The organism is Bacillus sp. MSP13 (genome assembly GCF_000815295.1).
GTDB classification, from domain to species: Bacteria; Bacillota; Bacilli; order Bacillales; family Bacillaceae; genus Bacillus; species Bacillus vallismortis.
Genome location: NZ_JXAQ01000003.1, coordinates 1 through 19,818, shown reverse-complemented (window position 1 = coordinate 19,818; position 19,818 = coordinate 1). Strand labels below are relative to the sequence as shown.

Annotated in this window: 18 protein-coding genes and 1 other annotated feature; of the genes, 2 read left to right on the top strand and 16 right to left on the bottom strand. The window is 42.5% G+C overall.

Going from position 1 to position 19,818, the window contains the following annotated elements; translation table 11 throughout:
- Positions 1-107 precede the first annotated feature (107 nt).
- The 7 genes from SC79_RS01395 to oppA all read right to left on the bottom strand — a co-directional run bounded on the left by SC79_RS01395 (position 108) and on the right by oppA (position 7,775).
- Positions 108-686, bottom strand: a complete 579-nt coding sequence (locus tag SC79_RS01395) for a GNAT family N-acetyltransferase (protein ID WP_039073558.1) — start codon at positions 684-686, stop codon at positions 108-110.
- 164 nt (positions 687-850) lie between these two features.
- Positions 851-2,068, bottom strand: coding sequence for an MFS transporter (locus tag SC79_RS01390; RefSeq protein ID WP_082022497.1), 1,218 nt, complete (start codon positions 2,066-2,068; stop codon positions 851-853).
- 106 nt (positions 2,069-2,174) lie between these two features.
- Complete coding sequence (oppF, locus tag SC79_RS01385; RefSeq protein WP_039073556.1) at positions 2,175-3,092, bottom strand: oligopeptide ABC transporter ATP-binding protein OppF; 918 nt, start codon at positions 3,090-3,092, stop codon at positions 2,175-2,177.
- Between the two features lies 1 nt (position 3,093).
- Entirely contained in the window at positions 3,094-4,170 is a 1,077-nt protein-coding gene (oppD, locus tag SC79_RS01380) for an oligopeptide ABC transporter ATP-binding protein OppD (protein WP_082022496.1), read from the bottom strand.
- A gap of 4 nt (positions 4,171-4,174) precedes the next feature.
- Positions 4,175-5,092 carry an oligopeptide ABC transporter permease OppC gene (oppC, locus tag SC79_RS01375; RefSeq protein WP_010329377.1) on the bottom strand — a complete coding sequence of 306 codons (918 nt, stop codon included), beginning with the start codon at positions 5,090-5,092 and terminating at the stop codon, positions 4,175-4,177.
- A 3-nt stretch (positions 5,093-5,095) separates the two neighbouring features.
- A complete protein-coding gene (gene oppB / locus SC79_RS01370) occupies positions 5,096-6,031 on the bottom strand; it encodes an oligopeptide ABC transporter permease OppB (RefSeq protein WP_010329376.1) in 936 nt (311 codons plus the stop codon).
- Between the two features lie 106 nt (positions 6,032-6,137).
- The gene (gene oppA / locus SC79_RS01365) at positions 6,138-7,775 is read right to left on the bottom strand and encodes an oligopeptide ABC transporter substrate-binding protein OppA (protein ID WP_039073554.1); all 1,638 of its coding nucleotides are present in this window, start codon (positions 7,773-7,775) and stop codon (positions 6,138-6,140) included.
- A 474-nt stretch (positions 7,776-8,249) separates the two neighbouring features.
- Positions 8,250-8,462: a binding site (T-box leader), on the top strand.
- A 56-nt stretch (positions 8,463-8,518) separates the two neighbouring features.
- Between oppA and trpS the strand changes: the two genes are divergently transcribed.
- Positions 8,519-9,511 carry a tryptophan--tRNA ligase gene (gene trpS, locus SC79_RS01360; RefSeq protein ID WP_039073553.1) on the top strand — a complete coding sequence of 331 codons (993 nt, stop codon included), beginning with the start codon at positions 8,519-8,521 and terminating at the stop codon, positions 9,509-9,511.
- A gap of 34 nt (positions 9,512-9,545) precedes the next feature.
- On the opposite strand, the gene SC79_RS01355 is transcribed toward trpS, so the two are convergent.
- From SC79_RS01355 to fabH, 9 genes are all read right to left on the bottom strand, one after another.
- Positions 9,546-10,298 carry a YjbA family protein gene (locus SC79_RS01355; RefSeq protein WP_010329373.1) on the bottom strand — a complete coding sequence of 251 codons (753 nt, stop codon included), beginning with the start codon at positions 10,296-10,298 and terminating at the stop codon, positions 9,546-9,548.
- A 205-nt stretch (positions 10,299-10,503) separates the two neighbouring features.
- Positions 10,504-11,418 carry an oligopeptide ABC transporter permease gene (opp4C, locus tag SC79_RS01350; protein WP_039073552.1) on the bottom strand — a complete coding sequence of 305 codons (915 nt, stop codon included), beginning with the start codon at positions 11,416-11,418 and terminating at the stop codon, positions 10,504-10,506.
- Positions 11,419-11,433: 15 nt separating this feature from the next.
- Positions 11,434-12,384 (bottom strand): ABC transporter permease, encoded by a 951-nt coding sequence (locus SC79_RS01345; protein ID WP_039073551.1) that lies wholly within the window; start codon positions 12,382-12,384, stop codon positions 11,434-11,436.
- Positions 12,385-12,458: 74 nt separating this feature from the next.
- On the bottom strand, positions 12,459-14,087 hold the full coding sequence (locus SC79_RS01340) for a peptide-binding protein (protein WP_039073550.1): 1,629 nt from the start codon (positions 14,085-14,087) through the stop codon (positions 12,459-12,461).
- Positions 14,088-14,174: 87 nt separating this feature from the next.
- A complete protein-coding gene (gene appF, locus SC79_RS01335; protein WP_039073549.1) occupies positions 14,175-15,164 on the bottom strand; it encodes an oligopeptide ABC transporter ATP-binding protein AppF in 990 nt (329 codons plus the stop codon).
- Positions 15,161-16,147 (bottom strand): oligopeptide ABC transporter ATP-binding protein AppD, encoded by a 987-nt coding sequence (gene appD / locus SC79_RS01330; protein ID WP_039073548.1) that lies wholly within the window; start codon positions 16,145-16,147, stop codon positions 15,161-15,163. Before appD ends, appF begins: the two co-directional genes overlap by 4 nt.
- 190 nt (positions 16,148-16,337) lie before the next feature.
- On the bottom strand, positions 16,338-17,123 hold the full coding sequence (locus SC79_RS01325; protein WP_039073547.1) for a DUF2268 domain-containing protein: 786 nt from the start codon (positions 17,121-17,123) through the stop codon (positions 16,338-16,340).
- A gap of 75 nt (positions 17,124-17,198) precedes the next feature.
- Complete coding sequence (fabF, locus tag SC79_RS01320; RefSeq protein WP_039073546.1) at positions 17,199-18,440, bottom strand: beta-ketoacyl-ACP synthase II; 1,242 nt, start codon at positions 18,438-18,440, stop codon at positions 17,199-17,201.
- A 22-nt stretch (positions 18,441-18,462) separates the two neighbouring features.
- Positions 18,463-19,401, bottom strand: a complete 939-nt coding sequence (gene fabH / locus SC79_RS01315; protein WP_039073545.1) for a beta-ketoacyl-ACP synthase III — start codon at positions 19,399-19,401, stop codon at positions 18,463-18,465.
- A 188-nt stretch (positions 19,402-19,589) separates the two neighbouring features.
- Here fabH and SC79_RS01310 point away from each other — a divergent pair, with 188 nt between their 5' ends.
- The gene (locus SC79_RS01310) at positions 19,590-19,793 is read left to right on the top strand and encodes a hypothetical protein (RefSeq protein WP_082022518.1); all 204 of its coding nucleotides are present in this window, start codon (positions 19,590-19,592) and stop codon (positions 19,791-19,793) included.
- Positions 19,794-19,818: the final 25 nt, after the last annotated feature.

Here is a 19,818-nt window from a genome sequence, read left to right as displayed (position 1 = left end):
TCTTTACAGGTATTATACTATAAAAAAGTAAGTGTGAACAGTATCCTAAGAAAAAAATGTGTCAATCCAGCAAATTTTTGATTTTAATGATATGTTCTGATTCTCAATTAGTCTAACTGATCGAAAATATTTTTTTGTTTTTCATCATCAATGAATTTCAGGACCTCATCCGTCTTTTCGTATGATTCCCCATACCATTTCTCATCTTTATAAGTATGAATGTTTTCATATGTCTGTTTCATGGCTTCAAGAATTTCTTCTTCTGATTCTGTTTTCGGTGACCAGTACAGAATCTCCATCTTGTTTACTTCATTCGTAGCCAATGACCGGCGCCGGTACCCAATTGACTGAGCATGCTTGAAATGCTCTCTTTGATAAAATCTCAGGCGCTTTTCTGTATCAGCATCATCTTCATCCACAGGCTCCACCTCGAGCAATATCGGCTTATTTTTCTTTTTCAGCTTCGCGATCAATTTACCGCCAAGCCCCTGCCCTCTTGCATCCTTAGACACATACAGATAATCAACGAAGATAAAAGACTCGAATTCCGCAAACATTAGAATATGATGTTCGCCTTCATCTTTGTGATAAATATCGCCCTGTTCTTTTAATAGAGCTTCCATATGCGCTTTTGATTTCATTTCTTCAATTGGAAAGTACTCGCTAAGCTTTTCATACCAGTTCATTGATTTGCTCCTTATGAGTTCATTGTCTTCATACTTTTAGATATACCCCATTTCATCTTGTTTAAACAGCTTTACATCTATAAAGACGTACGAACTTCCGCCATGGTTTCATTTTTTTTCAGCCTGGCGCTCGGTTCATTGTGAAGGGTATGTGCGAAAAGGCATCATTGAGTGCTGCTTTCTCTTCTATAATGAAGCAGCCGCGGCTGTGCCAGTGCGATAAAAAAAGTTATGCCATATAATGCGGCAGCCGCGATAAAAACCGTTTTCGCACCAGCCGTATCAGCCACAAGCCCCATGATGGAGTAGGTGACGCCGGACCAAGGAGTCAAAATCGCATTTTTGGCAGCCATGATCCCGATACGCTTCTGTTTCGGAATAACCTCCTGCAGCACGGTTTCCTGGCAAATATCACGCACTTGATAAAAAGGCCCCATTGCAGCACAAGCAAGAGCACATAAAAACGGAATTGGAGAAAATGAGAACAAAAGAGTCAGCATCGACATGACTAGCGAGCTAAACATAATGGCAAATCCCATTTTCCGCTCAAAAAAAGCAGAAAAACGAATGGCAATCACACTGCCGACAATGGCACCTACAAAATAAGAAGCGTTAAACATCCCCCACCACACCTCTGTTTCATGCAAAACAGCCACCGTAAATGCGAGAAGAATCGCAGACGACCAAACAGAACCTGCCAAAGCTTCTATCATGTCCATTAGCGTAATGTCTCTTACAATAGGGATGACCATGACATCCTTCCATATATTTCGGATAGACGCTGATTCAGCTGTGCCATCAGCCACTTCTTCATTTACCTGAAGCAAACAAATCGAAGCCCCCGAAAGGACAAACAGGAAAAAGGCTGCACCGACAACGAGTTCAAAAGGTACAGCATACGTCAAAAGGCCTCCTAGTCCCCAGCCTGCAGTCAGAAACAATTGGTTCGAGAGGGAGATGACGCCATTCGCTTTCACATATTGTTCTTTTGAAACGATCATCGGCAGCAGCGCGAATCTTGCCGGCTGAAAAAAGGCGCCTGTGAAAGAAAAACAGAACACAAACAGCAGCGTTACCCAAAAGAAAATCTGTCCGTGATGGGTGACGCTAAAAGCCATCAGGATTGTAAAGGCCGCTCTCAGCAGATTTGCGCCCGCAAGCACCTTTTTAAAACCGAGATTGCGAAGCACAGCAGAAATACAAAAGCTCGCCGCTATACTCGCAAACGACATGAACGATAAAACAAGACCCGCCAAAAAGACGGAATCGGTCATTTGATAGACCCGGACCATTAAAACGATTGTGACAAGGACTCCTGCTAAAGATTGAAGGGATTGAGACAGCAGCAGTGCAAAAACATGTTTGTTATGCAGAAATTGTATCGTATTTCGCCTCCGTTTTTTCCTCTAACTGCAAATATTATCATTCTCACTTTCTATGATTGCGCAAAAAAATCCTTCAAGACGTTTCTCTTGAAGGATTGAAGAATCATGAGTAAGCTTTAAATTCAGCTTCCGTGCACATCACAAAATGTCCCGGTGTAACTTCACGGAATTCCATCGTTTCCCCATCTTTTAATTGATGGACAGATGGATCGTATTTCTGGCGGACGCGATTTCTCTCGTAATCCGGATCAGGAAGCGGAATCGCCGAAAGCAATGACTTTGTATATGGGTGAAGCGGATTTTCATAAAGCTCATCTGCTGGCGCAAGCTCAACAAGTTTACCGAAATACATCACTCCGATGCGGTCGCTGATGTATTTGACCATCGATAAATCATGGGCGATAAACAGATAGGTGAGCCCTTTTTCTTTTTGCAGGTCTTTCATTAAATTCACGACCTGCGCTTGAATAGATACATCCAAAGCAGAAATCGGCTCATCCGCGATAATGAACTCTGGATCAACAGCAAGAGCTCTGGCAATCCCGATTCTTTGGCGCTGGCCGCCGGAAAATTCATGCGGGTAGCGATTCGCGTGCTCCTTGTTTAAACCGACTGTTTCCAAGAGCTCGTGAACCCGCGCCATTCGCTCTTTTTTCGTTTTCGCCAGCTTATGAATATCGAGGCCTTCAGCAATAATATCAGCAACTGTCATTCTCGGATTCAGGGATGCATATGGGTCTTGGAAAATCATCTGCATTTTGCGGTTGAATTCCAGCAGCTTTTTCCGTGATTTTTTCCCGTGCACATTTTCGCCGTTGAAGAGCACCTCACCATCGGTTGCTTCATACAATCGAATGATGCTTCGGCCTGTTGTCGATTTACCGCAGCCAGATTCACCAACCAGCCCTAACGTTTCACCTTTATAGATATCAAATGACAAATCGTCTACAGCCTTAACCGTTCCTTTTGGCGTGACAAAGTGCTGTTTTAAATGTTTGATTTCTAATAGTTTCTCAGTCAATTTATTCACCTTCTCTCACTAAGACAGGTTGTTCATACGCATTTGCCAGCTTACGCATTTTCGCTTTTACCGCTTCAGGCGGCTCTACTTTTGGCGCGTCGGGATGAAGCAGCCACGATTTGACATAATGAGTATCGGACACCTTAAACATTGGCGGCTCCTGTTCAAAATCAATTTTCATCGCGTAAGAGCTCCGCAGCGCAAAAGCATCTCCTTTTGGCGGGTTTGTCAAATCAGGCGGCGTGCCCGGGATTGCAGTCAGCTGTTCTTCTCCTGAACTATCCAGTGTCGGCATCGATGCAAGAAGCCCCCACGTATACGGATGTCTCGGATCGTAGAAAATCTCGTCGACCGTACCGGTTTCTACAATCTGTCCCGCGTACATGACAGCAACCCGGTCAGCAACGTTGGCCACAACACCAAGATCGTGTGTGATAAAGATGATGGATGTGTCAATTTTCTTTTGCAGGTCCTTCATCAATTCAAGAATTTGCGCTTGTATCGTTACATCAAGAGCAGTTGTCGGCTCATCGGCGATCAAAAGCTTCGGATTCGCCGCAAGGGCCATGGCAATGACAACCCGCTGTCTCATTCCGCCTGAAAATTCGTGGGGAAATTGATTGACCCGTTTCTCCGGCATCGGGATACCGACTAACTCCAGCAGTTCGATTGCGCGTTTTTTCGCCGCTTCCTTGGAAATTTTATCGTGTTTAAACAGCACTTCGGTAATTTGTTTGCCAACTTTCATCGTCGGATTTAAAGAGGTCATCGGATCCTGGAATATCATCCCGATATCTTTTCCACGGACATTTTGCATCTCTTTTTCGGAAAGCGGCACCAGATCCTTGCCGTCAAACAAGATCTCACCGCGCTTAAAATAACCCGGAGGCATTGGAATCAGCTTCATGATCGCTTGAGAGGTCACACTTTTTCCGGAACCTGATTCTCCGACGATAGCCAGTGTCTCCCCCTTATCCAGATGGAAATTCACCCCGCGGATCGCCTGAACCTCTCCGCCATATGTTTTAAATGAAATCGCTAAATCTTTTACTTCTAATAGGCGTGTCACCCGTATCACTCCCTTATTTACGTAACTTAGGATCCAATGCGTCTCTTAATCCGTCGCCGATCACGTTAAAGCCAAACATCGTAATGCAGATGAAACCGGCAGGGAAGAATAAACGCCACGGATAATAGGTCAAAGCAGGCAATCCGTCAGAAGCCATCGTTCCCCAGCTTGCCAGCGGAGCCGGAACACCAAGTCCCAAATAGCTTAAAAAGGCTTCTGTAAAAATTGCAGTCGGAACTGTCAATGTCATCGTAACCAAAATGGAACCCATTGCGTTTGGCACGATATGTTTAAACAGCAGACGGGATGTTTTTGCACCAAGTGTCTGTGAAGCGAGCACATACTCCTGATTTTTCAGCTGCAGCACTTGCCCGCGGACGATTCTGGCCATATTAATCCAGCCCGTAATGGTCATGGCGATAATGATCGTTAACAGTCCTTTGGGCAGCACAACCATCAATAGGATGACCATTAATAATGAAGGAACAGCCCAAAGGATATCGGCGATACGCATCATAACTTCATCCGTTCTGCCTCCGCGGAAGCCTGAAATGCTTCCCCAAATCACGCCGATCAGCAAATCAAGAACCGCGGCCGCTACACCGATAAAGATTGAGATTCGCGCACCTACCCATGTGCGGACGAAAATGTCCCTTCCAAGGTCATCTGTTCCGAACCAATGATCTTTTGAAGGCGGCTTATCCGCATTTAAAAGATTCGTAGTCGAATAATCATACTTTGAGAACAGCGGCGCAAAGATCGCCATAAGGATAATAAGCACAATGATGACAAGCCCGACCATCGCAAGCTTATTGCTGCGGAAACGAAGCATCGCATCTTTCCAGAGGGAGAGGCTCTTTTTACTGATTTTTTCGGCATCGCCGGCATTCGCTGCCGCTGGTTCAAACAGGTTTTTTGGAATGTTTTGCATGGCCTAGGCTCCTTTCTTTGCTTTGGAAAGCTTGATTCTTGGATCAATAATGCCGTATAAAACGTCTACGATTAATACACACAATAGCAGGATGACACTGAAGAACACTGTTACACCCATAATGACTGTATAATCACGGTTTGTAATACTGTTTACGAAGTGCGAACCAAGCCCCGGGATCCCAAAAATCGTTTCAATAATAAAGCTTCCCGTTAAAACCTGCGCGGCCATTGGCCCCATATATGTAACGACTGGCAATAATGCGTTTCGGATGGCGTGCCGCACTGTAACTGCTGGACGGGACAGCCCTTTTGCTTTCGCTGTGCGAATATAATCACTGTTTAACACTTCGATCATGCTTGAACGGGAAAGTCTGGCAATAAACGCCATCGGCATGGAAGCAAGTGCGATTGAAGGCAAAAAGGTGTATGCCCAGGACTCCCAACCCGCGACGGGAAACAGATCAAGCTTCATGGAGAACACATATTGCAAAACAGCCGCCATGATAAAGCTCGGAACTGAAATACCAAATATCGTTAAAATCGCGACGGTATAATCCTGCCACTTGTTATGGTAAAGGGCTGCTATAACCCCAAACAATACACCAAACGCTAAAGCGAGGAGAATAGCTTCTGCTCCAAGAGTGAATGAAACGGGGAAACCTGAACTGATCAGGTCGTTAACACTCTGACCTTTATATTTAAATGACGGTCCGAAATCCCACATTGCAACTGATTTTAAATAACTGGCGTATTGTACAAACAGCGGCTTGTCCAAGCCATAATGCGTATTTAAGTTTGCTTCAATTTCAGGCGGAAGTTTTTTCTCACCTGAAAATGGCCCGCCCGGTGCTGCTTGCATTAAGAAGAATGTCACGGTTACAATCACAAATAATGTGATAATCATATAGACTAAGCGTCTTCCGATATATTTTAGCAAGGGGGAACACCTCCATAATTTTTACATTTTTGTACTTTTCAGCAAGAAAGGTATATGGGAAATAACTCCCCATATACCTTGAGGTTTTTGTTTTCACAAATCTGACTTATTGAAAGTACGCGTTTCTGAAATAAATTTCTCCGGTCCCAGTAAGGATGGTTCCTTTCAGATTTTCGTCCTGCACCCAAGGAATCGTATAAAAATAAATTGGCGCTACCGGCATTTCATCAATGAAAATACCTTCTGCTTTTTTCAGCAGCTCCGCACGTTTTGTTGGATCTGTTTCAGTTTGTGACTGATTCAGAAGCTTTTTGAATTCTGGATTTTCCCAGCCAGTATCGTTATTTCCTCCGTTTTTGTCACGGAACAATTCAAGGAAATTAATAGGGTCGTTGAAGTCGCCAAGCCAGCCCATACGGCCGATTTGATAATCTTGGCTGTGAAGCTTATCAATATAAACATTCCATTCTGAGTTATCAAGTTCAACATTCACGCCTAAATCTTTCTTCCACATTTCTTGGACAGCTTGAGCGATTTTCGCGTGTGCGTCATCAGTGTTATAAGACAATTTGATTTTCGGCAGGTCAGACGCCTTGCTTAAGCCCATTTCTTTCAGGCCTTTTTCAAGATATTCTTTTGCCGTTTTGATATCGTTGTCTTTGAAATAGCCTTCTTTGTTATCTTCAAATCCCTTCATTGTCGGCGGCACCGCAGCCATTGCCGGGATTTGCTCTCCTTGTGTAACGTTTTTAACAATCGATTGACGGTCAATAGAATATGTTAAAGCCTTACGGATATTGACGTTGTCTAACGGCTTCGCTTCAGTGTTGAATTTGTACCAATACACACCTGCGATCGGCTCAACATGTAAAGAACCGTCTTTTTTCAGGGTAGGGAGCGATTCAGTCGGAAGCTGTCCGAGCGGCATACCGGCCCAATCAAGTTCGCCAGCTTGGTATTTTTTCAATTCTGTATTGTTATTGTTGATCATCACCATTTTAATTTTCTTCAGTTTGACTTTGTCTTCTTCCCAATACTGGTCATTTTTCTCAAGAGTAATAGATCCACTGTGTTTCCATGCCGTCATTTTGAACGGCCCGTTTGAAACATAATCGTCTCCGGCATTTGTATTCCACTTATTATTTTTCTCTGCAATTTTCTTGTTAATCGGCATATACGTATAGAACGCAGTTAATTCAGTGAAATATGGAGTCGGATTATTTAATTCAACCTTTAGCGTTTTATCATTTACAGCTTTTACAGCCACATCATCAAGGCTGCCTTTTCCTTTATTCGCCGCTTCAGCACCTTTTATGTAGTAAAACTGATAAGCGTATTGCGATTCATTATTAGGGTCAAGCGCCCATTTCCAGGCATATTCAAAGTCTTCCGCTGTTACCGGGTCTCCATTAGACCATTTCACACCATCACGAATAGTGAATGTATAGGTTTTGCCGTCCTTGCTTGTTTCAATTTTAGATGCCATGCCTTCTTCTGGCTCACCATCAGCGTTCATGCGTGTCAGTCCTTCAAAAGCCTGGCGGATGACACCGCCTGAAACTGTATCATTTGCCAATCCCGGATGTAAGGAGAACGGCTCAGTTTTAATATTAATGTTAAGTGTCGTCTTTCCTTTGCTGTCCTTTTTCCCCTCACCGTTTGATCCGCCGCCGCCAAAGCCGCACGCGCTCAATACGAGAGTGAAAATGAGCATCAACGTGACAATCGACCAACGTTTTTTCATATTCGCAAACCCCCTAAATAATAATTTTTCAGCTCCTTACGGCTAAATCCTCAGAAATATCAGACAAATGAACCTGTGTTTCCATAACTTTTATTCTGTTCCGTCTTTTCTGATTATTTTTGTAAAAAAGCTGTAACAATAGAGTGAACAAGTTCATTATAATGAAACAAATAATTTATTGCAATATTATTTTATCAATTTAAAATATTAGAACTTCGTTAGTTTTTCTTCCACGAACATAATATCCTTCTACCGATTAAAGCATAAATTGATTAAAATCTATTTTACCAGTTTTCTTCCCATATTGCTTTTTACATATAATATCTAGCTATTTTCATGCTGATAGAAGTTATCATTTAGGCGGTTTTACAGTACCCGTGGGTATTGATATCATTACAATGTTACTCGGAAAAAGAATGTTTTTTCATGATGACAATTGGTTATAATTGATTTATAATGAAGCAATCAAAAGAAAAGCGTGCTATGAAAAAGAGTAGTACACATTTCACCTGTTTGAAGAGAGTCTGCGGTGCTGGGAGCAGATAACGGGCAATGTGGAATGGACTTTGGAGCAGCTGACCGAATCCGAAAAGTAGGCTCAGCCGGAGCAGTCTCCGTTAAAAACGTCAGAGTGATTCCATTTTAATGGAATAATCAGGGTGGTACCACGGTTCATTCGTCCCTTTTTTATAGGGGAAGAGTGAGCCTTTTTTATTATGTTTTAAGAAATGAGGTTGATTTTGATGAAACAAACGATTTTTTCAGGCATTCAGCCAAGCGGCTCTGTTACGCTCGGCAACTATATCGGTGCAATGAAGCAATTTGTCGAACTGCAAAATGATTATAACAGCTACTTTTGCATCGTGGACCAGCATGCGATTACCGTGCCTCAAGACCGGCTTCAGCTAAGAAAGAATATCCGCAGTCTGGCTGCGCTTTACTTAGCAATCGGACTTGATCCAGAAAAAGCCACATTATTTATTCAGTCAGAGGTTCCCGCACATGCGCAAGCCGGATGGATGATGCAGTGTATCGCGTATATCGGCGAGCTTGAACGGATGACTCAATTTAAAGACAAGTCCAAAGGCAATGAAGCTGTTGTCTCCGGCTTGTTAACGTACCCGCCGCTGATGGCCGCTGATATTTTGCTGTATGGAACGGATCTTGTGCCTGTCGGTGAGGACCAAAAGCAGCATCTCGAGCTGACACGGAATCTCGCAGAACGCTTCAACAAAAAATATAACGACATCTTTACGGTCCCGGAAGTGAAAATTCCAAAAGTCGGCGCACGCATTATGTCTCTTAATGATCCGCTGAAGAAAATGAGCAAATCTGATCCGAACCAGAAATCTTATATTACCTTGCTGGATGAGCCAAAGCTTCTTGAAAAGAAAATCAAAAGCGCTGTGACAGATTCTGAGGGGATCGTGACATTTGATAAGGAAAACAAACCAGGCGTTTCCAACCTTCTTACGATTTATTCAATCCTCGGCAATACGACGATTGAAAAGCTTGAAGCAAAGTACGAAGGGAAAGGCTACGGCGAGTTTAAAGGTGATTTGGCAGAAGTCGTGGTTAACGCATTAAAACCGATTCAGGACCGCTATCATGAACTCATTGAATCTGATGAATTAGACCGGGTTCTTGATGAAGGCGCGGAACGTGCGAACCGGACAGCAAACAAAATGCTGAAAAAAATGGAGAACGCCATGGGTCTTGGCCGAAAAAGACGCTGATCAAAAAACCGCTCTTGGCAAAGAGCGGTTTTTTTCAGTTTACCTTTGATTCGTTTTCCATTTCCCATAGCTTTTCAAAAAAAGGCTGTCCTTTTATTAAGTTTTCGCAAAAAGCCAGATGCTTGTCCGACCAGCCTTCAATTGTTTCGTTATACAGCATGTCCCAAATCTCTTCAAAACTCATCCGTTTGATTTGTTCATACATATGCGGGTTCCATTCTGTATACCAGTAGCCAATTTCAGCGCGGTTATTCAGCCCTTTTAATTGATCCAGCGCCATAAACATCAGCTGCTTGATTTGCCGTTCTTTTCTTGTCAGCCCTCTAACGTGCTCTGGTGCTAATGATAAAATGTGATATTCTTTGGAGGATTCGAGCTTCTTTGCTTCAAATTCATATGTTTCAGGCTCTACATCTTTTACCATTTCATAAACGAGCTGCTCCTGTCTTGGGATCAAGCGGCTTTTTCTGACAGGGATTGTGTAGCCGATTGTGTCGACAGCCAAAATGCCGATTCCGTCTGTTACGACAAAACAATACTCAAGCTTTGTCCGCTCATGATTTTTCCGAATGTACGATTTTTGATGTACGTCGTCAAGCAACCCTTTCGGAAGCTCAGACAAATCGTTCTCTATGTAATGAAACAGAACCGACGGCACCCTTAACAGCGGCACCTGATCCAAAAGCTCAACCGTATCTTCTTTGCGCCATTCATGAAAGTGGCATACATTGTAGCCATTTTCTTCCCCTTCAAACCAATTGACCCACACATCATGAAGAAATAACATCTCTAACCCCTCACTTTTATAAAAACTGTTGTCCACAGTATAGGCAAGGCACACAGAAATTATTCCAAAGAGATTGAGGAAATCTGGAATCGCTGGGTTTATATCAGAATCACAAAAAGCAGATCTCTTTGTAGATTTTCTAACAAAAAGAGATCTGCTTTTCTTCTGATTTCGTTATATTTCATAACAAATATTGTTTTCATTTTTATTTCATATTTTTTGGGTCCAATGCATCCCGCAGGCCATCACCGACAAAGTTGAAGCATAAAACAGTCAATAAAATTAATAGCCCGGGAAATAATGGGTACCACCATGCTTGAATCATTAATGTAAAGTTTTGAGCATCCTGAAGCATGTTTCCCCAGCTTGCGATTGGCGGCTGGATACCGAAGCCCAAATAGCTTAAGGTTGATTCAGCTAATATGACACTGCCTACTTTTAAAGTAGCGGAGACAATAATCGGCCCGATACAATTCGGTAAAATATGCGAAAAAATAATTTTATAATTTTTGGTGCCGATTGTTTTAGCAGCCAATACAAATTCTCTTGACCTAAGAGATAGGAACTCACTTCTGACAAGCCTAGCTGTTGTGGTCCAACCTGTCAGAGAAAAAATTAAAATTAATTTATCCATCCCCGGTTGAAAAATTGTCACCAAGGTAATAAGAAGAAAAATATCCGGAATAGATAAGACTACATCGACTACCCTCATCAATACAGCATCTACTATCCCTTTAAAGTACCCCGCTAAGGCGCCCACAACGGTACCTATCGTAATGGCACCAATTACTGAAACAAAACCGACCAATAAAGACACACGAGCTCCGTATAACACCCTTGTAAATATATCGCGCCCAAACTTATCTGTCCCCATTAGATTTTTAGAACTTGGAGGCTTCAGTTTATTTAAAAGAGATTGACTCTCAGGTGAATAAGGCGCAATAAAAGGGGCGAAGACCGCCATTAAAATAATAACTGTTAATATGATACCTCCAACAACAGCAAGTTTATTTTTGAAGAACTTCTCAAAAAAGATCCTAGTCATTGTCTCTGGTTTTTTTCTAATATTTTCTTTTAGCTTTACCTCATTAGAGGGAGCTACAGTGTTTGGATGTGTCATATGCGTCTCCCCCTTTTAATATTCAATACGCGGATCAACTAAAGCATACAAAATATCCGCAATCAAGTTACCCAGTACAACCAAAACAGCAGAAATAACAGTCATGGCCATAATAACCGGATAATCTCGCGAGAATGCCGAATCAATAAATAACTTGCCTAATCCCGGCCAAGTAAAAATCTGCTCAACCACGACAGCACCACCAATAAATGATGGAATCATCAATCCAAAAATTGTAATAACAGGCAGAAGTCCATTTCTCAAGCCATGTTTGAAAATTACTTTATTTTCTTTAAATCCTTTTGACCGAGCTGTTCTTATGTAATCTTGCTTTAATACATCGAGCATACTTGAACGTGTATATCGAGTAATACCGGCCATATCAGCAGTTGCTAAAACAAATGCAGGCAAAATTAAATGATGGAGCCTGTCAAAAATGCTAAAGTCAGCGTTTAATGTGCTGACGCCCCCTGTAGGAAACCAGCCGAGATTTACAGAAAGAACCATGATAAGAATTAATCCGAACCAGAAATTTGGTATTGCCAGCCCTAAAAATGATGTGACAGTAATCCCATAATCAAGTTTAGAATAAGGGCGTTTCGCGGAAAGAACTCCGAAAGGAATTGAAATCAGAAGAGCAACAAGAGTTGAAAACACCATAAGCACCAAAGTATTCGGTAAACGTGAAAGGATTAGATCAGAAACTGGTGTACCCTTTTTCACAATAGATGTCCCAAAGTCGCCTTGGAGCATATTTCCTAGCCATTTTAAGTATTGAACAGGTTCCGGGTCATTGAGTCCATACTTTTCAATAAATTTCGCTCTGTCAGCCTGACTGATTGTTGGATCCATCATTAGTGACATCGGGTCACCTGGTGCCGCTTTCATTATCGCAAATGATAATATTGTAATGCCTAAAAGAATTGGCAGAGACATTAATGTTCGACGAACAATATATGTAACCATATTCTTGTCCCCTTTTCTAAAATAGGATAAAGAGGAAAGGATGCTGGATCCTCACCTCTCTAGGGATTTCATTATTATTGTTCAAGCCACCATTTTTCAATATGATATAAGTCATTTTTGGGATGGAATACATATCCATGCATGTTTGTCGGAATTGCCCTGTGATAATTGTAATAAAACAGGAATGAATAAGGCTGATCCTCAGCAATCAATTTATAGATTTCTTCGTATTTTTTCTGATATTCTTTTCTGTCTGTAATTGATTTAGCTTCTTCTAAAAGTTTATCGACTTTAGGATTCTTATACCATATGTTGTTTAATCCGTTCTTAGATTGACTGGAGTGGAAAATCGAAAATTGATCTGGGAATGTAGCCAAGCTCCATCCTAGAAGTAATGCATCATAATCCCAATTCGGTGCACTTGTTTGTTCAATAAGAGCACTAAATTCTACTATTTGTGGTTTTGCTTCAATTCCTACTTCTTTAAGTTGCTGCTGAACGACAACTGCTAAATCTTCCCGCATCTTATTACCTTGGTTCGTTTTAATCGTAAATGAGAATTTCTTTCCATCCTTATCAAGGTAACCGTCTCCGTCTGTATCTTTCCATCCCGCTTCTTTCAATAGTTTCTTAGCTTTTTTAGGATTGTAATCAAATGTAGGCACATCACTTTTCGGGTAATTCCAAGAAAGCGGACTTTCAGGAACGTTTGCAACTTCACCATCACCGTTTAATACCTGATCTACCATTGCTTTTCGATCAAGTGCATGCGTAAGAGCTTGGCGGACTTTTTTGTCTTTAAATAATTCATTTTTCTCATTCCAACCAATGTAACTGTAGTTCAACCCAAGATCTGATTTCACTTCTACATTATCAAATGTCTTGACTGTCTCGAAATCAGTACCCGGAACAACAAAGAAATCAATATCTCCAGCCTTTAACTGGGCAACAGCTGCATTTGAATCCGGGATTGTTTTTACTGTAACTGTATCTAAATATGGTCTTCCGCCGTAATAATCTTCATTGGCTTCAAGTTTTACATAATTTCCTTTTTTCCATTCAGCAAACTTGAATGGACCCGAGCCAATCGGATTCTTCCTATTAAACTCATTTTCGCCTAATTCTGAAACTGGCACTTTCCCTAAAATGTGTTTAGGCAGGATACCGTAACTATCTAAAACAACATTGTAAAAATACGCATCCTTTTTCTTTAGTTTAAATTCAACTTCATAATCACCTTTTTTCTTCACTGACTCAAGTGACTCAAAACCCGATCCGCGTTCCCCATTATAATCTTTATTTAAAGGGATGCTGTATGTGAATACAACATCATCTGCCGTAAGTTCTTTTCCATCATGAAATTTTACACCTTTTCTAATCTTGACATTATAAGTCAATCCATCCTTGGATTCCGTCACTTTCTCGGCTAGCGCAGGCTTCACATTTAATTTTTCATCTGTTTCTAATAATGTGCTATAGATCATCCCTTCAATATCTGAACTGGCAACATCTGTTGAATAAAGTGGATTAAACAAAGTTGGCTCCCCAGTTACACCCACAACCAAATCCCCGCCTTGCTGCGGTTTTCCGTTTGATTTTTTCTCGCTGCTGCTGCTCGATTTTGATCCAGAGCAGGCCGATAAAAAGATGGCCAGAACCATCAATACACTTAGCATCATCAGTGCGGTTTTCCGTCTTTTCATTCAATATTCCCCCTCTTGAAATGTTCGTTCTTCTAAGCTGTTGTTTATGTAGTGTGCATACCCCCTCTCAAAGCTGTGCGGACAACATTAGCTATAAAGGTGACAAGCCACAAAGTGGCTGGGAGCAGCTTCTTTGAATGCTGGTATTTGTTCCTTGCATATCGGCTTTGCAACAGGGCATCTCGTATGGAAAACGCAGCCTTTTGGCGGATTGGCCGGACTTGGCAGTTCTCCCTTCAGGACGATGCGTTCGCGTTTGACAGATCCTATTCTTCTTGTAACCGGAACGGACGATAGAAGAGCTTGCGTGTAAGGATGAAGCGGATTGTCATATAACTCGTGCTTTCCGGTCAGTTCCATCATTTTGCCGAGATACATGACTCCGACTCTGTCGCTGATATGGCGGACAACACTTAGGTCATGAGAGATAAATAGATACGTTAGATTAAATTCTTCCTGTAATTCCTCCATTAAGTTAATCACTTGGGCCTGAATGGATACATCAAGTGCGGAAACCGGTTCATCTGCGATGATCAGCTCCGGATTCAATGTAAGCGCTCTGGCGATCCCGATCCGCTGACGCTGGCCGCCGGAAAATTCATGGGGGTAACGGTTGGCAAACGACGGGTGAAGGCCTACTCTCGCAAGCAGTTCTTCGACTTTCTCGTTTCGTTCCCGCATCGTGTACATGTGGTGCGTATGTAACGGCTCCTTGATGATAGAACGCAGCGTTTTTCTTGGATTCAAAGAAGCAAACGGATCTTGGAAAACCATTTGAATATTTTTGCGGACACTTTTTCTCAGCTTTTCTTCTGACAGGTTGGAAATATCCTGCCCCTTAAAAAGAATTTGGCCTTCTGTCGGTTTGTACAGCCTGATCATTGTTCTTCCGGCAGTTGATTTACCGCAGCCTGATTCTCCAACGATTCCGAGAGTTTCTCCTTTTTTCAACGAAAAGGAAACACCGTCCACCGCTTTTACATCGCCGACTTTTCTTTGAAAAAAGCCTGAGCGGATCGGGAAGTATTTTTTTACGTCACGAAGCTCTAAGATTGTTTCTTGATTAGCTGCTGTCATGATTGTTCGGCACCCTCTTCCTCATATAAAAAACATCTCACCGTTCTTCCGCTTTTGTGCGTCAAAAGCGAAGGCTGATTTGACCAGCATTTATCCATGGCTTTCGGACACCTTGGGGCAAATCGGCACCCCGGCGGAAGGTTATCTGGTGTCGGCACGCTGCCTTTAATCGCGTTTAATTTATCAATCTCTCCATCTATGACGGGAATCGACGTCAGCAGGCCTTCTGTGTAAGGATGAAGCGGTTCTAAAAATAAGTCGTCGACAGCGGCATTTTCTACGACTTGTCCGCAGTACATGACAATGACTCTGTCGGCTGCTTCCGACACGACACCTAAGTCGTGTGTGATGAGAAGGATCGACGTGTTGAACTTCTGACAGAGATCTTTCATGAGCTCGAGAACTTGGGCTTGTATTGTCACATCCAGCGCTGTCGTCGGCTCATCGGCAATGAGCAGTTTAGGATTGCAGCTGAGTGCGATGGCAATCATCACCCTCTGCCTCATTCCGCCGGACAGCCGATGCGGATACTCCTTCATCATTTGCTCGGCCCTGGAGAAACCGACCATCTGTAAGAGCTCAATAGCTTTTTGGCGCGCTTCTTTTTTCTTCATGTTTTTATGGTAAACCAGCACTTCGGTAATTTGTTCTCCGATTGTTAACACCGGATTAAGGGAGGTCATTGGCTCCTGAAAAATCATGGATACTTCGTTTCCGCGGATTTTGCAAAAGTCATTTTCAGTGAATGAGGTGAGGTCTTTGTCTTCTAGTTTAATAGAGCCGTCCATGATTTTTCCGCCGGCGCTTTGGACGAGGCCCATAATGGATAAAGAAGTAATGCTTTTTCCGGAGCCCGATTCACCTACAAGCGCGACGGTTTCGCCTTTGCTGATGTGAAAATCGACTCCGTCAACCGCAGGGATCGGCTCCTTTTTCCTAAAAAAATAAGTCTTTAAATTATTCACTTCTAAAAGTGTGCTCATGCTAGCTCCCCTTTCCCCCTCTTGTTGTCAAACATTTTCAAGAGAAAGTAATCCCTTTATTCAGAAATAATAAATAATATCGAATTATCGAAAAATTTTATAGTTGTATATTATTACAATCATTTTGCAAAATCAAGAATTTTTTAGGATAAATGTAATATTATTAACGAAATTCCATTATTTTATTCTTTTAAAGCGTTGCATTCAAAAAGGTTTTGGCGGGTATGGACAGCCCGTCTGCCGTGTTTGCTTTGTTTGCGGTTAAATATTTTTTTACAATATTGAATCCGACTGCGTATCCAAGCATTTTAGGATGATATCCTTTTCCGAATAACAGCTGTGAGAATAAGCGGTTTTCCCGTTTGATATCCAAGTTGGGTGCGATTTTTTTCTCGTATAAAGCCTGCAGCTGTTTTTCAGTATACCAAGATGTCCATTCAGCCGTTTGACTTCGGCCGAACCTCTCATAAACAGCATATTCTGCCAGCCCCTCCATGATGATTGTATCAAGTAATGTGACATCCTTTTCCTCTTTTGTCAGATGATCTAACCGGCAAACATGATGATATTCATGTGTCATTAGGGCAGAGACTGACGCAAAATCCAACTCTGACGAGAGAAAGAGGAACATCTTATCTTGAAAGGCGAGTCCTGATTTTGAGCCGAATTCTAAACGGATTGTTCTGTTTCGCACGTCAACCGGAAGCGGGACAATTGGTACATCAGGACCTTTCCATTTGTTTTTCAGATACTGTTCTTCATTTTGAATATGCTCGTAAAACCCTTTTTCTTTCAGCTTGGAAGCTGTATCGCTGCCTTCTTTTATGTTTTTAAACATTCCATAATGCTGAAGGTGTCCCAAAATGCCTTTCCAGTCCTTTTTTTCCACCCCTGAAAAAAGCGGGACAATGTAATGCGCCAAATCATTTATTGAAGCAGCCTGGCTAAGCCAGCTATATGTTTGTTCCACACTCATGTGATCGCCTCCTCTTTTTATTCTATGCGCGCAAAAAAAACCGGCTACCCTTTAAGGGCAGCCGGTTTGGCGTAGTTATGATTGGTATTTCTTAAAGATCAATGTGGCATTATGTCCGCCGAATCCCAATGAGTTGCTGAGAACATAATTGAGATCCTGTCTGCGGGCTTCATCAGGCACATAATCTAAATCGCATTCTTCGTCAGGTGTTTCAATATTGATTGTCGGCGGGATCACACTTTCTTTAATGGCAAGCACAGAGAAAATCGCTTCAATACCGCCAGCTGCTCCTAAGAGGTGGCCTGTCATCGATTTTGTAGAGCTTACCGCAAGTTTATGCGCATGCTCGCCGAAAACGGTTTTGATTGCCATTGTTTCGTATTTGTCATTGTAATACGTGCTTGTTCCGTGAGCATTGATATAATCAATGTCTTCAGGAGAAATGTCCGCATCTTTAATAGCTTCTTGCATCGCTCTCGCTCCGCCTTCACCGTCTTGGGCCGGAGCTGTGATATGATAAGCGTCTCCCGTTGAGCCATAGCCTACAATTTCTCCGTAAATCTTAGCGCCGCGGGCCAGAGCGTGGTCAAGCTCTTCAAGAACAACAATCCCTGCGCCTTCACCCATGACAAAGCCATCACGGTTTTTGTCGAACGGACGGCTTGCTGTTTTCGGATCTGGATTAGTAGACAGCGCTTTGTTTGCGCTGAATCCCGCGAATGACATTCTTGTCAGCGGCGCTTCTGTTCCGCCTGTGACCATTACGTCAGCATCGCCGCGCTGAATGACTTTAAACGCGTCACCGATAGAGTTTGTTCCTGTAGCACATGCTGTAACCGTACATGAGTTGACCCCTTTTGCTCCTAATGCAATAGAAATCTGGCCTGTCGCCATATCAGGAATCATCATTGGCACGAAAAACGGGCTGACCCGTCTTGGGCCTTTCGTTAAGAAGATTTCAAATTGTGACTCTAGTGTTTCAAGCCCTCCGATTCCGGATCCTACCCAAACACCGACTCTCGGCGCGATCTCATCGGTAATGTTAAGATCCGCGTCTTCAACCGCCATTTTCGCAGCTACGACCGCATATTGTGTGAAGCGGTCCATTTTTCTGGCTTCTTTTTTATCCATATACTCTTCAACATTGAAGTCTTTTAATTCAGCGGCTACTTTCGCCGGATATTCTTCAGCATCAACACGAGTGATCGGACCGATTCCGGACACACCGTTGATTGCGTTATTCCAACTTGTATCAACATCGTTGCCAAGCGGAGACAATGCTCCAAGTCCTGTAACAACTACTCTTTTTTTACTCATCTTGTGTGCACCTCACCTTTTTTTAGCGGCCCCAGCGGATTGCAATGGCGCCCCATGTTAATCCTCCGCCGAACCCTACCATGACGATCACATCGCCGTCTTTGATTTTACCGGCTTCCAATTCTTCTACAAGAGAGATCGGAATGGATGCGGCAGAAGTATTTCCATATTTATGAACCGTTTTGGACATCTTTTCGACAGGAAGCTCTAAACGCTCGCGAGCGGCTTCCATGATACGGATATTCGCCTGATGCGGAATCAAAAAGTCGACGTCCTCTTTTGAGAGTCCGGCTTTTTCAATCACATTTACACATGATTCTCCCATTTGGCGGACTGCAAATTTGAACACTTCTCGTCCATTCATGATTGTATGTCCTTTTTCATTAAGATACAAGTGCTGACCGCCTGTGCCGTCTGCTCCTAGCTCAAATGAAAGGATCCCTCTGTCATCGCTGACCGGCCCGACAACCGCAGCGCCTGCTCCATCTCCAAACAGAACGGCTGTATTGCGGTCTTCCCAGTCTGTAATGCTTGAGAGCTTTTCTACACCAACAACAAGAACATGCTTGTAAGTTCCGGATTCAATAAATTGTTTACCGGTTACAACCCCGTACATGAAGCCCGCACAAGCCGCGCTAATATCCATAGCACACGCTTTTTTCGCGCCGAGCTCTTCTTGAATCATACAAGAAACCGTAGGGAATGACTGATCAGGTGTAACAGTCGCAACCAGAATCATATCCAGATCCTCTGCTGCCACTTCGGCTTGTTCCAGCGCTTTTTTCGCCGCTGCAACGGCCATATGTGATGAATACACATCATCTGCGGCAATTCTTCTTTCTTCTATTCCTGTTCTGGTACGAATCCACTCGTCAGAAGTTTCAACCATTTGTTCAAGATCATGATTTGTTAAAACTTTCTCGGGAATATAACGTCCAACACCAAGTATTCCAGCTTTCATAAGGGAAGACTCCTTTATATTGTAAATTTAGAAGATCAATCAGGTTGTGATCAATTATTAGTATCAGGTACTAATTCTATCCTATTTTTTTTCACATGGCAATATATTCGTCTAAACTATCAGTTCATCTTATTCATAGAGTATTGTATATAGAAAGGAGGCGTACGCAGTTGGATGTGTTTTCAAAGATGATGTTCGGCGATTCCGCAAAACAAACAGAAGAGAAGGAAGAACAGCAAGAGGAAGCATCCCAGACAAACGAAGAAGAGACGTTTCATGATATGCATATTATGGACCAAATCGGATCAATTATGAACTCTATTGATCAAATCAAGCCCGCTTTAAAGGAGCTTGCGCCAATGATTTCGGCTATTAAAAAGAAAATCATGTGAAAAGCCACTTTCGAAAAAGTGGCTT

What these genes read in the sequence shown, in the direction of transcription:
- opp4C (WP_039073552.1), bottom strand. Translation starts at nt 11,418, where the DNA reads ATGACACATCCAAACACTGTAGCTCCCTCTAATGAGGTAAAGCTAAAA.
- oppA (WP_039073554.1), bottom strand. Translation starts at nt 7,775, where the DNA reads ATGAAAAAACGTTGGTCGATTGTCACGTTGATGCTCATTTTCACTCTC.
- SC79_RS01355 (WP_010329373.1), bottom strand. Translation starts at nt 10,298, where the DNA reads ATGTTATTTCTTCATGATGTGTGGGTCAATTGGTTTGAAGGGGAAGAA.
- SC79_RS01310 (WP_082022518.1), top strand. Translation starts at nt 19,590, where the DNA reads ATGATGTTCGGCGATTCCGCAAAACAAACAGAAGAGAAGGAAGAACAG.
- oppC (WP_010329377.1), bottom strand. Translation starts at nt 5,092, where the DNA reads ATGCAAAACATTCCAAAAAACCTGTTTGAACCAGCGGCAGCGAATGCC.
- SC79_RS01395 (WP_039073558.1), bottom strand. Translation starts at nt 686, where the DNA reads ATGAACTGGTATGAAAAGCTTAGCGAGTACTTTCCAATTGAAGAAATG.
- SC79_RS01325 (WP_039073547.1), bottom strand. Translation starts at nt 17,123, where the DNA reads ATGAGTGTGGAACAAACATATAGCTGGCTTAGCCAGGCTGCTTCAATA.
- appF (WP_039073549.1), bottom strand. Translation starts at nt 15,164, where the DNA reads ATGACAGCAGCTAATCAAGAAACAATCTTAGAGCTTCGTGACGTAAAA.
- fabH (WP_039073545.1), bottom strand. Translation starts at nt 19,401, where the DNA reads ATGAAAGCTGGAATACTTGGTGTTGGACGTTATATTCCCGAGAAAGTT.
- SC79_RS01340 (WP_039073550.1), bottom strand. Translation starts at nt 14,087, where the DNA reads ATGAAAAGACGGAAAACCGCACTGATGATGCTAAGTGTATTGATGGTT.
- trpS (WP_039073553.1), top strand. Translation starts at nt 8,519, where the DNA reads ATGAAACAAACGATTTTTTCAGGCATTCAGCCAAGCGGCTCTGTTACG.
- SC79_RS01345 (WP_039073551.1), bottom strand. Translation starts at nt 12,384, where the DNA reads ATGGTTACATATATTGTTCGTCGAACATTAATGTCTCTGCCAATTCTT.
- appD (WP_039073548.1), bottom strand. Translation starts at nt 16,147, where the DNA reads ATGAGCACACTTTTAGAAGTGAATAATTTAAAGACTTATTTTTTTAGG.
- fabF (WP_039073546.1), bottom strand. Translation starts at nt 18,440, where the DNA reads ATGAGTAAAAAAAGAGTAGTTGTTACAGGACTTGGAGCATTGTCTCCG.